Here is a 12,877-nt window from a genome sequence, read left to right as displayed (position 1 = left end):
GAGCGCGATTGCTTGCAACAAAAGTTATCGACCGTTTATCGCTGATCATGAGCATAGCTGTCATGCGGCATTACTCCTAAGGTGCTTGGCCGTAAGGCTTTGGACATAGCGCAGTAGGGATGCTTTGCGGGCTGCGAAGTCCTTGCCCTGGCCAATCAGCAGCACGTCACGGATCTCGATCAGGGTGACCAGCAGCAGCTCATGGGCGCTAAGTTCGTCGCGGTTGCGGCCGGCGAATTGTCCGGTGATTACCTGGTTGATTAGCTTGGCTTCATTAATGAAGTGGTGGCGCTGGGGAGTTTTACCGCTCTCTTCATAAGCGATTGCCAGCGCATCACACAGGCCGCGATAGCCGACGGCCGATTGCTGGCGGGCCTGTTGCCATTTGGCCTGGTCACCACGTACCAGAGCGTCGATCTGCTCGTCGCACCAGAGCTCAAAGTCCACAGAGAGCCAGCGGGCGAATTTCACTGCCAGCTTCGGATGGAGCCAGGTACCGCTGTTGGCACTATTGCCTCGACGGGTCGTAACAAGAGTAATGCGGGGTTTTCCCGTATTACTCTCAATCATTCTGCTCGCCAGTTTTTCTATGTACTCCTCGGTGGAGCCTAGACGCAGCCACTCGTTGGGAACCTTATCGAAGCGGGCGGCTGCCACGGTCGCGTTGATCCAGCCCTCTGCGTTGAAGGTGACGGTCTGGCCCTGATAGTCGAAGGGGATGATGCGGGCGCTCATGCTGGCACCTCCGCCGGCGGGTTGGTGCTGAGGTAGTAGAGCGCCATGCCCTGGTGAGTACGCCCTTGATCGTCGGTCAGGGTGAGGCGGTGAGTTAGAATCTTGTGGCCCAGGCCGCGCAGTTCATTAATGCGCGCACCAGGGCGGACGATATTTAGTTCGCGGATGGCGGTGAAGGTATCAATCGGGCCCGCTTGCAGGCGCTCCAAAAGGCGAGCGCGTTGTGCGGTTCCGCTGGTATTCTCGACGCGAGTATTTTTGTGGCTGGCCTGTTGGTCGGCCTTTTTTTTGTTCATTAGGCGGCTACCTCGCGCAATGCGATGCGCTGACGTACCCATGTTTGAACTTCAGCAAGCACCCATGCCACAGGTGCGCCGCGCGCTTTGCTGTTGCTCAACGGCACCGGTTTTGGAAAGGTCGGGTCATCCTTAAGGCGCTTATAAATCGTCGGTCGCTTATAGCCGGTAATGGCTTCCATTTCCGGAATGCGGATGAGGGTGGTAGCCGGATCACAGAATGGGCGTGCGCTTGTATCTGAGGCTGAGGTCGAGGAGATGTTGGTCATATTTGTTTCCCGTTGTTGATGAATACGGGAAACAGGTTGACGGTACGCGACGGGTGTTAATCAAGCCTCTAGGGTGTACGGCACCGGGCACACGAGAGCGGGAGTAAGGGCTCCACTGGGGCGTTATATCGAGTGGGCACCTTGGCTGTAAGCCTTGGTTTTACTCGTCCGCTCGGGTGGGCACCTTACGGTTTTTGAGGTGAGCAGTTCGCATATTTTTGGGTCTCAGGATTAAGTCGACGGCTTCCGATTCACGGCCTGATGCCCCTCTTCCTTTCAGATACTCAATGATCTCGTCACGACGGGGTGCGGTGCTGGGATCTTCTTCGTCGTAGGTCGACCAAAAGTGTTTTATGGCCTCTTCCACAAATTCCAGCCCTTCTGATTTGTGGCTGTAGTTTGGTAGGGCCAATGGTGGAGGCTGCTGCACAATTGGCGCCGAAGCCTTTGGCATCCGTTCGACTAACTGCTTTTCTACAGGCCGTGGAGGACGAGTAACTTGGACATTAGCCGTGGTAATCCAAGCGAGTAGCGATGCTCGAGTGATGATGGTGTCCGCCATGCTAATTTCAGCCTCGCGCTGCGTAGGGCGGACTACTCGTAGATTACGTTCAAGCGAAGGATTGCCGTTCCAATCGCTCACTTCCTCTTCCACATAGCCCATGCATACGACTGGTGAGATCAACCCTTGACGTATCGCTGAGACAATTCCCAACGCATGACCGTGTGCTTTTTTCCAGCGAGCGTGGTTGTGTCTCTTTGCCAGGATGAGATTTTCACAGTCAAAAGGATCAATCATTGCCGACAGCAGAGCGGCTTGCTCTACGGAGAACTCCATAACGGCCTTCCAGTGGTCTAGGTTGGGCAGCCGTTCCGAAGGCGTGAAATCCTCAAGGTCATCAAAGTCGAGCATCTGCAGGCCCCTAAACATTCCTACCACAGCTTTAAAGCGCTAAGAGGGCCTCTTCGATTGCTGGTTTAGGTATGTTTTACGCGTGAAAAGAAGGAACTGTTTATACAAACAGTAATGGCATTCAGTCTATAGCTGTCTACGTGAACAAAGAAAGCGCCACCTTAAGCGCGCTTGCCGAAGTCGCCTTGGATGACAACACCACTGGCAAGGCCGTCGAGGTAGTTCGCGTACCACTGCATCATCTTTGTGCGTTGCGGCAGGTACTGAGCCTTGTTGTAGACGCCGGCAACACCAGGCTTTTTGTGTGATAGCTGGGCCTCGACGTGATTTTCGTCGAAGCCGTTCTCGTTGAGCACCGTCGAGGCGATATGCCGGAAGCCGTGCCCGGTTTGCCGGCCCTCATATCCCATACGACGTAGCGCCATGAGAAACACGGTATCACTGCGTGGTTTGGTGTGGTCGCTGCGGCCAGGGAACAGAAGGGGATAGCTGCCGGTGTACTGACGCAGTTCCTCTAGCGCCTCGATCGCCTGAGACGAAAGCGGCACCAGGTGCTCAAGTCCCTTTTTGCGGCCTTTGCGCTCGACTGGGATCGTCCAGAGCTTTTTGGTGAAATCGAACTCCGACCACCGGGCCTCGCGCAGCTCGCTAGGGCGCACCGCGAACAGGCTCAGCAGGCGCAGACCTAGGCGCACATCGTGGGCGTGCGGATAGGCAGTAATGGCGCGGATCAGGCCGGGAAGTTCATCGGGTGAGACGTGGGCGTAGTTCTCGGCCTTGCCGGACTGGAGATATTTTTGCAGCCCTTCAAGCGGGTTATGGGTCGCCCGGCCAGTTACCCTGGCCAAGTCGTAGGCGTCTCGGCAGTACGAGCGCACCCGGCTCATTTGCTCAAGAATTCCCTGTTGTTCCATGCCGCGCAGAAACTCCATCCACTCAAGCGGTGTGATGTCGGCATAGGGGCGTTTACCGAACACCGGGAAGACGTGACGCTCCAGGGCTCCGATGATTCGCTTGGCGGTACCCGCATCCCAGTTGGTGAGACGTGAGGCGTACCACTCTCTCGCCAGTGGCTCGAATGTCTCGCCGGCGATATCCCTCTCTGCTTTCTTGCGGGCTTGCTTGGTAACGATCGGGTTTTTGCCGTCGGCGGCGTCGGTGCGCAATTCGGCAGCTTTCTGCCTGGCGACTGATCCGCTCACCTCGGGGTAACCGCCAAGCCCAAGCCATGACCATTTGCCGTCGGGCTTCTTGTAGCGAAGCTGCCAGGACTTTTGGCCATCAGGCTTCACGCGGAAATAAAGGCCGCTCCCGTCCAGTTCGCGATACTCGTTGGCATCAGGCTCCAGGCCGGCCAATGCGGTATCGGAAAGGGGGCGGCGTTTTATCTCGGATCGCTTCATTTGGGCTTGTATCCCCTCGGTTCAATTATTTGCCGAGGATACACAGGGGGATACACGGAGGGAAGGCATAGGGGGATACAAGGAGAGATAGCCAGATACAACAAAGCCCGCACGAGGCGGGCTTCTTGAGGTGGTTTAGAGACTGATGTAGACATCTCTAAACCGGTACTTGGTGGCTACACAGGGACTTGAACCCCGGACCCCAGCATTATGAATGCTATGCTCTAACCAACTGAGCTATGTAGCCAAGTGGCGCGCATTATTCGCGCAGAACGCCAAGGCGTCAAGCGTTTATTTTGAATTTTTACCTACGCTTTCAACTGTTTAACGAAAACAGCGCGCTTCGGCGACGAGTGGCGAGGTGGATGGAGGCTTTCGGCAGTAGAGGGGCTGTCGAGCTTGCGCGGTTGGCAGGCGGTACACGAAGGCTTCGATTGGGCGATATCCCTGCCGCCCAACGTTGAGTCTCGGCTACGGATGTTGCGAAGTGTGAGTCACGCGTTTGAGCTGTTCACGTGCCCGTGAAAGGCGGGAGCGAACGGTGCCGATGGGTATGTCCAGCGCGTCAGCCGTGTCCTGATAGCTGCCGTCGGTTTCCAGCGAGGCGTAAAGTGTCTTACGCATTTCCGTGGGCAAATGATCGATGGCGTTCAGGGTCTTTTCCAGGCGGCGATTGACCTCGAACTCCCAGTCCAGGTTGTTGCTTTCATCCTGGCCGTGGGAAAGCGACTCGTCGAATTCGCAGTGCGCCGGCTTGGCGTACATGCGCCTGAAGTGATTGCGTATCAGGTTCTGCGCGATGCCGCACATCCAGGTGCTGAGCGTGGCTATGCCGCTGTAGCGCTCACGGTTGCGCCAGGCTTCCAGGTAGGTCAATTGCAGCAGATCGTCCGCATCTTCGGGGTTGAGTACGCGCTTGTGGATGAAGCGCCGGAGTTTTTTTTGCTCGTCGTCTGTCAGGTGATGCATGAATTGAGGCGAGCTGCCAACGAGGTGCGCTAAAGCTTCAATAGGGATATTCATGTTTTTTTCCTTTGGGTAGACGCAGTCGAAACGTGTCGACCAGACCCACTAAGCACTGCCTGTGCCAAGCAAAAAAACATATATAACTAGTTGATTAATATAGATAAATATCTTGAATTGAGTCGATTTTGCGCAACCGCTGGCACGCTGTGCAGGGGCGTCTGTGCAAGTCTTTTCAATTGGCGCGCACACTGGAATTGGATGGAACCGTAGCGGCGGGTCTTGCCACACAGGGAAACATTCTTGCTGTGCTGGCCTGCCATGAAGATTGAAGCCAATAACGATATTCAAGTGAACCCACGCCTGGATCTGCCGGCGGTCACCCCGGCGTCGGTACCGGTGCCCGGCAAAGGCGTTGACGAGCTGGCTGAGCTGTTCAGCCAGGAAGTGGGTAATCAGTTTCGGACCCTGGCCGAACGGAAAGTGGGTGTGCGTGTGCCCCCCGCCGAGCAGCTTGCGCAGCTCTATGATCAGCTGGGTCATCCGGCCCAGGCGACCATGGCATCCATTTCGCGTCGGATCAGGATGCAGCTGCTGCACAACCCCACCGTTGAAACACTGTTGGAACTCACCGGGCAAGACCCGGCGCGAGCTTTTGTGGTGCTCAAGTACGTGGCGGCCCAGGCGGATGCCGAAGTGCGTGCGGCTGAGGCTGCACTGGCGCGCGATGCCATTGCCAGGCTGGAGGTTCGTTTCAGTGGTGAGATTCAGGCCGGTCTGAACATCGCCTCGGCGCTGCAGGCGACGGGTGTCGATCCGCAGGAGCGCCAGGCGCTGCGTGCTCTGTATTACGCCAGTGTGGTCAGGCGCCAATCCTTGGCAACGATGATGCAAGCCCTGTTGGGTGTATACGGTGCTGAGCGGTTCCACGAAGGCATCAAGGTGATGCGCAAAGCGCTGGCCGACGATGTTGCCGCGCAGGTCTCATCGGTGCCTACTGCCGCGTTGCGCACCTTGCTGCTGGGGCTGCAAAGCTGCGGGCAACTGAGCGCAGTGCTGGCCGGCTGCCGTGGGATGATCCAACGCCTGTGCGTCGAGTACGACGCCGTCGACTTGCTCCAGCGTCTGTTGGGTTACGCCGGCGGCGGCATTGCATCCGCCGAGGCCTTGCGCCTGGCGAGTGAGCTGGGCGGTGGCCCGACCCAGCAGCAATTGGTGTGCCTCAACGCGCTTTATCCGTTGTTCCAACAACTGCCCCTGGCGGTGTGGCCCGACAGCCGAGCACGGCAGGAGGCCTTGCATGTATTGCTGGTGGTGCTGGATGAGTTGCACCGCACGACACGCCCAGCCGCACGGTTTATCAGTGAGCCGAGGGGCACGGCGTGACCGCACTGTCGGCCATCAACCGTGTATTGCTCAAAGTGGCACAGCGCGCCGAAGTGCTGGGCGCGGTGGTGGTCATGGCCATCGTGTTTATTTTTATCGTGCCACTGCCCACCTGGCTGGTGGACATCCTGATTGCACTCAATATCTGCATCTCATGCCTGCTTATCGTGCTGGCGCTTTACCTGCCGGGGCCCCTGGCGTTTTCCTCGTTTCCTTCAATCCTGCTGTTGACGACCATGTTCCGGCTGGCACTGTCGATCGCGACGACGCGCCTGATTCTGCTGGAACAGGACGCGGGGGATATCGTCGAGGCCTTCGGCAATTTTGTGGTGGGGGGCAACCTGGCGGTGGGGATGGTGATTTTCCTGATCCTGACCCTGGTCAACTTCCTGGTCATCACCAAGGGCTCCGAGCGGGTCGCCGAAGTCGCCGCGCGCTTCAGCCTCGATGCCATGCCGGGCAAGCAGATGTCCATCGACAGCGACCTGCGTGCCGGCCTGATTGACGGCGCGCAAGCGCGCGACAAGCGCGAGCAACTGTCCCGCGAGAGTCAGTTGTTCGGGGCGATGGACGGCGCCATGAAGTTCGTCAAGGGCGATGCCATAGCCGGTCTGATCATCGTGGTGGTCAACTTGCTGGGAGGCTTTTCCACGGGGATGTTCCAGCACGGTTTGAGTGCCGCCGATTCCATGGCGTTGTATTCGGTATTGACCATCGGTGATGGCCTGATTGCACAGATTCCGGCGCTGCTGATTTCGCTGACGGCCGGCATGATCATCACCCGCGTGGCGCCGGATGGGCGCAGGGGCGTGACCAACATGGGCGCCGAAATCGCCCGGCAGATGACCAGCGAACCCAAGAGTTGGGTGATCGCGTCGGTGGGCATGCTCGCATTCGCCGCGGTGCCGGGCATGCCGACCGGAGTCTTCATGCTGATCTCGCTGATCTCCGGCGCCTTGGGGTTTTACCTGTTGCGTCAGCGTCGACGGCAAGCGGAACCCGCCGCTCAGGCCACCGACGCCGTTCGCCCCGAGGAGAACGGCAGCGAGGATTTGCGCGGGTTCGATCCTTCGCGTCCTTATCTGCTGCAGTTCCCTTCGTCCTTGCGCGGTACGCCCCAGGTGGCGGAGCTCATTCACGGGATTCGCCAGTCGCGTAACGCATTGGTCGCCAATATCGGCCTGACGCTGCCGCCATTCGAAGTCGAGCTGGATGATTCGCTGGCCGCCGATGAAATGCGTTTCTGTGTGCACGAAGTGCCGATGGTCAAAGCGTCGGTGGTCAGCCATCTGGCGGTTGAGCGCAGTGCGCTGACAGTCGAGCCTGGGCGTGGCATACCGGGGTTGGTGGAGCGTGACGAGCAGAATTGGCTCTGGCTGGCGCCGGATGACCCGTTGCTCGATGATCCGCAGCTGGAGCGCTTCACCGCCACGGCGTTGATCATCGACCGCATGAAGCAGGCCATGATGCTCAGCGGGCCGCAGTTCCTGGGCATCCAGGAGAGCAAGGCGATCCTCGGTTGGCTGGAGCACAACCAGCCGGAGTTGGTGCAGGAACTGCAACGCATCATGCCGCTGTCACGCTTTTCGGCGGTGCTGCAGCGCCTGGCCAGTGAGGGGGTGCCGCTGCGGGCTGTGCGGCTGATCGTCGAGTCGCTGATCGAATACGGCCAGCACGAGCGGGAACCGGAGGCCTTGGCCGACTACGCGCGCATTGCCCTCAAGGCGCAGATATACCACCAGCACAGCGAAGACGATGGCCTGCATGCCTGGTTGCTGTCGCCGCACAGCGAAAACATCCTGCGTGAAGCCCTGCGCCAGACACAGACCGGGGTGTTCTTCGCGCTGGAGGATGAACACAGCGCAGCCTTGATCAACCTGCTCAACCAGGCCTTTACCTTGAGGGCCAAGAGCAAAAGCGTGCTGTTGGTGGCGCAGGATTTGCGCAGCCCCTTGCGTACTTTGCTGGTGGAAGAGTTCAACCATATAGCCGTGTTGTCGTTTGCCGAGTTGGGCAGCACGTCCAAGGTCAAAGTGCTGGGGCGCATTGACCTGGGCCAGGACGAGCTAATGCGTGGTGCGGCGGCATGACGACTTGGCCACGGCCGGTGTGGAGGGCCCTATGATGTTTGAGCTACGGGTGCTTGACGGACCGAGTCAGGGCGCTGCGTTGCCATTGTTCGGTGAGCAGTGGAGCATCGGTGCCCACGCCGATGCCGACCTGGTACTCCACGGTACGGGGATCGCTGAGCAACATGCGCACCTTCGTTTTATCAAGGCTAACTGGTCGGTGCAGGCGCAGGCGGGGCTGCTGCGGGACGCCGGCGGTCGGATGCTGGCACAGATCGCAAGCCTGGCGCTGAACGTACCGTTCTGGGTGGGGGAGGCGCAGTTGTGCGTCACCTTGGCCGACCAGCCCTGGCCCCAGGCCGCCACGCCCGAGCCACCCTCGCAGTCACCGGCCGATGACCCCGCACCGGGCTTTAAACTATCGTCGATCCCGCCATCGCAGCAAAAGCGCCTGCTCAGTCTGGTGCTGGCGGTTACGGCCATGATCGTGGTGGTGGGCATGATTTCTACAGGGGAGCCTGAGGCCCAGGCTTCCTTGATGCCGCCGGTGACCCAGAAACACAAACTCGATTCGCCGTTTGACGTGCGCCAGCAGTTGTTGAAGATGCTCAGCGAGCGTGAATTGAGCCAGCGCGTCAGCCTGCAACTGATCAATGGCCAGGTCGCACTCGGCGGCGACGTTTCCCAGGAAGAAGTGGAGCTGGTGGCGCGCATGCTCAGCCGTTTTGGTGAGCAGTTCGATAGCGCGGTGCCGGTGATCAGCCGCGTGCGAGCGCGCGATGAGCAACTGCCGTTCAGGATTGTGCAGATCGTAGGAGGGCCCAACGGTCACGTGGTGCTGGAGGAGGGCAACCGACTCTTTGTAGGCGACGAAGTGGATGGGCTGCGCCTGGTACTGATCGACAACAGCAAGGTGGTCTTCGATGGCGCGCAGCGTTATGAGGTGCGCTGGTGAGCACGCAATTACAGGCGCGCCTGGACGCGTGGCAGCAGCGGCAGATCCAGTCACTGGCCAATTTTTCGCCAGTGACCATGCGCGGTCGAATCCAGCGCGTCAACGGTATGCTGCTGCAATGTCGGCTGCCCCAGGCGCGTATCGTTGATCTGTGCCAGGTGGAAAAGCACCCCGGCGATTACATGCTCGCCGAGATCATCGGCTTCGATAATCAGGATGCGGTGCTCAGTGCCCTGGGCAACCTCGAAGGCGTGCAAGTCGGCGCGGGCGTAGAGCGCCTGGGCATCTCGCATCGCGTGCAGGTCAGCCAGGCATTGCTGGGCCAGGTGCTGGATGGTTTCGGGCGACCGATCAGCGGCGAGGGCGCCAGTGCATTTGCCGAAGCCGGCGCATCGGACGCCCACTCCGTGTTGTGTGATGCACCGCTGCCCACCGAGCGGCCGCGGATCAATCGCGCACTGGCCACCGGCGTGCGTTCGATCGACGGCCTTTTGACCCTCGGCGAAGGGCAGCGCGTCGGGCTGTTTGCCGGTGCCGGCTGCGGCAAGACCACGTTGTTGGCCGAGATTGCGCGCAACGTCGAGTGCGATGTCATCGTGTTCGGCCTGATTGGTGAGCGGGGTCGGGAACTGCGGGAGTTCCTCGACCATGAACTCGATGAGCAACTGCGCGCCAAGGCGGTGCTGGTGTGTGCCACCTCCGACCGCTCCAGCATGGAACGCGCCCGCGCGGCGTTCACCGCCACGGCTCTGGCTGAAGGGTTTCGGCGCGAGGGCCGGCGAGTCTTGCTGCTGATCGACTCACTGACCCGTTTCGCCAGGGCCCAGCGCGAAATCGGCCTGGCCGCCGGCGAACCTCTGGGGCGCGGAGGCCTGCCACCGTCGGTTTACAGCCTGCTGCCGCGCCTGGTGGAGCGTGCCGGGTTGACGCGCGATGGCGTGATCACGGCGATCTACACGGTACTGATTGAACAGGACTCCATGAACGATCCGGTGGCCGATGAAGTGCGCTCACTGCTCGACGGCCATATCGTGCTGTCCCGCAAATTGGCCGAACGCGGGCACTATCCGGCGGTGGATGTGCTGGCGAGCCTGTCGCGGATTTTGAGCAACGTCGCGGCACCTGAAGATATCCAGGCCGGCACCGGCTTGCGCCGTTTGTTGTCGGCGTACCAACAGATCGAACTGATGCTCAAGCTGGGCGAGTACCAACCCGGCAGCGACCCTCTCACTGACCTGGCGGTGGACAGTCGCCAGGCGGTCGACGGTTTCCTGCGCCAGGACCTGCGTGAGCCGACGCCGATGGCGCACACGCTGGAGCAACTCAAGGAGCTGACCACCCATGTCCCATTCTGATGTGCTGCTCGGTGAGGTGGATACATTGCGGCGCCTGCGCCGGCATCGTGCCGACCGGGCCGAGCGGGCGTTACGCGAGGCCAAGCGTGCCCGGCAGGCGCTGCTCGCACATATCCAACAGGCCGAGGAAGCACTTGAGCAGACTCGACTGGAAGAGACCCGGCAAAGTGCTCAACTGCTCAGCCAGCACCAGGGGCGAATGCTGAGCCTGCAGGATTTGAAGTCCTGGGGCGCGCAGGAGCGCTCGTTATCCGCCAGTACCCGGCGCAACCAAGGCCAACTGGCGCAATTGCAAGGCCAGCAGGACGAAAGGGAAAGCCGCGTTGGGCAGGCCCAGAAGCACGTCACCGAGTGTCTGCGTCAAGTGGAAAAACTCCAGGAGTTGTCCCGACTTATGGCTCAGGAGTCGACATGAGCGAGGTTTCGAATAAACCCCTTGAGCGCCCACGTCCGCTTCATGCGCGCGAGGAGCGCGAGCCGGGCGCTGTGGGCGCAGTGGCTTGGGAGCAAGGGCGACTGTTCGCTCAATTGTTTGCCGATAGCGATGAACACAGTGGTTCTGGGGCGTCCTTATCGGGCATCAAGGCATCGGCTGCGGCGGGCATGGTTGAGGCCCTCGCCGAACAATTGGCGCCTCGCATACAGGCCGCTTCCCAATGGCCCCTGCAGGCAGTGTTGTATTTACCTCGCCTGGGCCGGATCAACGCCCGCGTGCACCGTGAACAGAGCGCCTGGAGCGTTGAACTGGAAGCGGAACAGGGCGCGACGGCACGCTGGCTCAGCGGTGTGCGACAACACTGTGAAGACCGGTTTTCACACGTGCTGGGTCTGCCGGTCAATCTGCTGCTGCCTGCTGCCGGCGGCGCATGATGGTCCCGACATTGACCTTGCCCTTGATCAAGGGCGACACGGTTGCCGCGCGCCGGCGTTTGGGGCGCGGACTGCGCCTGGCGTTTCAGGTTGCTGACCAGAACGGCGAGCTGCGGTTGGAGCCCGGACGCGCGCCCACACGGGCCGAGGCCGTTTGCTTCGAAACCGCGTGTGGCGTGCTGGCGCTCGCCCAGGCAGGGCCGGTGCTCAGTCTGCTGGGCGATTGTCCAGTGACATTGGCCCCGTCCGGCAACGATCCGGATTCATGGTTCTGGGCAGTGTTCCAGCATCACCTGAGCCCTCAGGTGAGCGCGTTACTGGGCCCTGTGCGTTTGCTGGAAACCGATCGCCCTGAAGGGTTTGGTTGCCGGCTCTGCGTTTCCCTGGGCACGTCTCGGGTCGACAGCTACGTGTGGCTGACGCCTGACAGCTTTCTGGCGTTGTGCGAGGCCGGCGCGTGGCGTGCCGTGGCCGAGCCGTTGCCGGCGCAATTGCAGCTGGCAATTGCCGTGACCCTTGGGCGTTTGCACCTACTGATCGCCCAGGTGCGCGGCCTGCGTACCGGTGACGTGCTGGTGCCTGAGCAGACTTTTTTCCAAGCCCAGGGCAGCGGCTACCTGCAGGTTGGCAAACAGCGGCTGCATGGCCGCATCGACGATGCCGGCGGGGCTTTGTGCCTGACCCTTACTTCTATCGAGGACACATCCATGGATGAACATTTTGCGGCGCCCGATTATTCGAACTATGGAGAAGATGAACCCGTGGTGGATGTGTTCGGCCACGAGCCGTTCGACGAGTTGAGCATGACGTTGAACGTGCGCTGCGGCACGTTGAATCTGACACTGGGTGAGCTGCGGAATCTCGCACCCGGCTCGGTACTGGGTATCGCCGGTTATGCGCCTGGCATGGCGGGTCTCTATTACGGCGACCGCACCATCGGCCAGGGACAGTTGGTGGAAGTCGACGGGCGCCTGGGCTTGCAGTTGTCCCGCGTGATGGTCGGCCGATGACATTTGAAGGGGTCAACCCCCTGGTTCTGGCGATGTTCGTCGGGGCATTGGCGTTGCTGCCCATGCTGTTGGTGATTTGCACATCGTTTTTGAAGATTGTCATTGTGCTGATGATTACCCGCAACGCCATCGGCGTGCAGCAGGTACCGCCGAGCATGGCCATCAACGGCATCGCCCTGGCGGCTACTCTGTTTATCATGGCGCCGGTGGGGTACGCGATCGCGGAGAACGTCAAGGCTTCACCCGTGGACACGAGCAGTGTGCAACTGTTTTTGCAGACCGGGAGTGAAGCTATCCAGCCATTGCGTGCCTTCATGCTGCGCAACGTGGACCCGGATGTGTTGACCCATCTGCTGGAAAACACCACGCGGCTGTGGCCTGCGCAAATGGCGCAGGAGGTGCAGCGTGAAGACCTGATCCTGCTGGTGCCGGCGTTCGTGCTGTCGCAACTGCAGGCGGGGTTCGAGATCGGTTTTCTGATCTATATCCCCTTCATCGTGATCGACCTGATCGTCTCCAACCTGCTGCTGGCGCTGGGCATGCAGATGGTGTCGCCAATGACCATTTCCCTGCCGCTAAAACTGCTGCTGTTCGTGCTGGTGTCCGGCTGGTCGCGGCTGCTCGACAGCCTGTTCCTTTCTTACCTCTGAGTG

Annotated in this window: 14 protein-coding genes and 1 tRNA gene; 8 read left to right on the top strand and 7 right to left on the bottom strand. The window is 60.2% G+C overall.

Features of this window, described 5'->3' with window-relative positions; genetic code table 11:
* Positions 1–60: 60 nt before the first annotated feature.
* The 7 genes from OSC50_RS20865 to OSC50_RS20835 all read right to left on the bottom strand — a co-directional run bounded on the left by OSC50_RS20865 (position 61) and on the right by OSC50_RS20835 (position 4,639).
* Positions 61–735: a KilA-N domain-containing protein gene (locus OSC50_RS20865; RefSeq protein ID WP_266245868.1), complete on the bottom strand. Its 675-nt coding sequence runs from the start codon at positions 733–735 to the stop codon at positions 61–63.
* The gene (locus OSC50_RS20860) at positions 732–1,031 is read right to left on the bottom strand and encodes a helix-turn-helix domain-containing protein (protein ID WP_266245870.1); all 300 of its coding nucleotides are present in this window, start codon (positions 1,029–1,031) and stop codon (positions 732–734) included. The genes OSC50_RS20865 and OSC50_RS20860 overlap by 4 nt, the downstream gene beginning before the upstream one ends.
* On the bottom strand, positions 1,031–1,300 hold the full coding sequence (locus tag OSC50_RS20855) for a helix-turn-helix transcriptional regulator (RefSeq protein WP_266245872.1): 270 nt from the start codon (positions 1,298–1,300) through the stop codon (positions 1,031–1,033). Before OSC50_RS20855 ends, OSC50_RS20860 begins: the two co-directional genes overlap by 1 nt.
* 160 nt (positions 1,301–1,460) lie before the next feature.
* The gene (locus OSC50_RS20850) at positions 1,461–2,213 is read right to left on the bottom strand and encodes a hypothetical protein (protein WP_266245874.1); all 753 of its coding nucleotides are present in this window, start codon (positions 2,211–2,213) and stop codon (positions 1,461–1,463) included.
* A gap of 161 nt (positions 2,214–2,374) precedes the next feature.
* Positions 2,375–3,616, bottom strand: coding sequence for a tyrosine-type recombinase/integrase (locus tag OSC50_RS20845; protein ID WP_266245876.1), 1,242 nt, complete (start codon positions 3,614–3,616; stop codon positions 2,375–2,377).
* 170 nt (positions 3,617–3,786) lie between these two features.
* A tRNA-Met gene (locus tag OSC50_RS20840) sits at positions 3,787–3,863 on the bottom strand.
* Between the two features lie 224 nt (positions 3,864–4,087).
* The gene (locus OSC50_RS20835; protein WP_181079567.1) at positions 4,088–4,639 is read right to left on the bottom strand and encodes an RNA polymerase sigma factor; all 552 of its coding nucleotides are present in this window, start codon (positions 4,637–4,639) and stop codon (positions 4,088–4,090) included.
* A 261-nt stretch (positions 4,640–4,900) separates the two neighbouring features.
* Between OSC50_RS20835 and sctW the strand changes: the two genes are divergently transcribed.
* From sctW to sctR, 8 genes are read left to right on the top strand one after another with little or no spacing between them, the layout of a single operon-like run.
* Positions 4,901–5,965: a type III secretion system gatekeeper subunit SctW gene (gene sctW / locus OSC50_RS20830; RefSeq protein ID WP_181079568.1), complete on the top strand. Its 1,065-nt coding sequence runs from the start codon at positions 4,901–4,903 to the stop codon at positions 5,963–5,965.
* A complete protein-coding gene (sctV, locus tag OSC50_RS20825; RefSeq protein ID WP_253510352.1) occupies positions 5,962–8,055 on the top strand; it encodes a type III secretion system export apparatus subunit SctV in 2,094 nt (697 codons plus the stop codon). Before sctW ends, sctV begins: the two co-directional genes overlap by 4 nt.
* Positions 8,056–8,089: 34 nt before the next feature.
* Positions 8,090–8,989, top strand: coding sequence for an FHA domain-containing protein (locus tag OSC50_RS20820; RefSeq protein ID WP_181079657.1), 900 nt, complete (start codon positions 8,090–8,092; stop codon positions 8,987–8,989).
* Positions 8,986–10,344, top strand: coding sequence for a FliI/YscN family ATPase (locus OSC50_RS20815; RefSeq protein WP_266245879.1), 1,359 nt, complete (start codon positions 8,986–8,988; stop codon positions 10,342–10,344). Before OSC50_RS20820 ends, OSC50_RS20815 begins: the two co-directional genes overlap by 4 nt.
* The gene (sctO, locus tag OSC50_RS20810) at positions 10,331–10,759 is read left to right on the top strand and encodes a type III secretion system stalk subunit SctO (RefSeq protein WP_266245881.1); all 429 of its coding nucleotides are present in this window, start codon (positions 10,331–10,333) and stop codon (positions 10,757–10,759) included. The genes OSC50_RS20815 and sctO overlap by 14 nt, the downstream gene beginning before the upstream one ends.
* Complete coding sequence (locus OSC50_RS20805) at positions 10,756–11,214, top strand: type III secretion system HrpP C-terminal domain-containing protein (RefSeq protein WP_253510358.1); 459 nt, start codon at positions 10,756–10,758, stop codon at positions 11,212–11,214. Before sctO ends, OSC50_RS20805 begins: the two co-directional genes overlap by 4 nt.
* Positions 11,211–12,224 carry a FliM/FliN family flagellar motor switch protein gene (locus OSC50_RS20800; protein ID WP_266245882.1) on the top strand — a complete coding sequence of 338 codons (1,014 nt, stop codon included), beginning with the start codon at positions 11,211–11,213 and terminating at the stop codon, positions 12,222–12,224. Before OSC50_RS20805 ends, OSC50_RS20800 begins: the two co-directional genes overlap by 4 nt.
* Positions 12,221–12,874, top strand: coding sequence for a type III secretion system export apparatus subunit SctR (gene sctR, locus OSC50_RS20795; protein ID WP_181079574.1), 654 nt, complete (start codon positions 12,221–12,223; stop codon positions 12,872–12,874). Before OSC50_RS20800 ends, sctR begins: the two co-directional genes overlap by 4 nt.
* Positions 12,875–12,877: the final 3 nt, after the last annotated feature.

Source organism: Pseudomonas quebecensis, assembly GCF_026410085.1.
GTDB lineage: Bacteria > Pseudomonadota > Gammaproteobacteria > Pseudomonadales > Pseudomonadaceae > Aquipseudomonas > Aquipseudomonas quebecensis.
The sequence above is the reverse complement of the archived record's forward strand: the minus strand, read 5'-3'. Positions and strand labels throughout refer to the sequence as shown.

Coding starts and splice junctions, on each gene's coding strand:
- OSC50_RS20855 (WP_266245872.1), bottom strand. CDS start 1,300: ATGACCAACATCTCCTCGACCTCAGCCTCAGATACAAGCGCACGCCCA.
- sctO (WP_266245881.1), top strand. CDS start 10,331: ATGTCCCATTCTGATGTGCTGCTCGGTGAGGTGGATACATTGCGGCGC.
- OSC50_RS20835 (WP_181079567.1), bottom strand. CDS start 4,639: ATGAATATCCCTATTGAAGCTTTAGCGCACCTCGTTGGCAGCTCGCCT.
- OSC50_RS20865 (WP_266245868.1), bottom strand. CDS start 735: ATGAGCGCCCGCATCATCCCCTTCGACTATCAGGGCCAGACCGTCACC.
- OSC50_RS20850 (WP_266245874.1), bottom strand. CDS start 2,213: ATGCTCGACTTTGATGACCTTGAGGATTTCACGCCTTCGGAACGGCTG.
- OSC50_RS20820 (WP_181079657.1), top strand. CDS start 8,090: ATGTTTGAGCTACGGGTGCTTGACGGACCGAGTCAGGGCGCTGCGTTG.
- OSC50_RS20805 (WP_253510358.1), top strand. CDS start 10,756: ATGAGCGAGGTTTCGAATAAACCCCTTGAGCGCCCACGTCCGCTTCAT.
- sctR (WP_181079574.1), top strand. CDS start 12,221: ATGACATTTGAAGGGGTCAACCCCCTGGTTCTGGCGATGTTCGTCGGG.
- sctW (WP_181079568.1), top strand. CDS start 4,901: ATGAAGATTGAAGCCAATAACGATATTCAAGTGAACCCACGCCTGGAT.
- OSC50_RS20860 (WP_266245870.1), bottom strand. CDS start 1,031: ATGAACAAAAAAAAGGCCGACCAACAGGCCAGCCACAAAAATACTCGC.
- OSC50_RS20800 (WP_266245882.1), top strand. CDS start 11,211: ATGATGGTCCCGACATTGACCTTGCCCTTGATCAAGGGCGACACGGTT.
- OSC50_RS20845 (WP_266245876.1), bottom strand. CDS start 3,616: ATGAAGCGATCCGAGATAAAACGCCGCCCCCTTTCCGATACCGCATTG.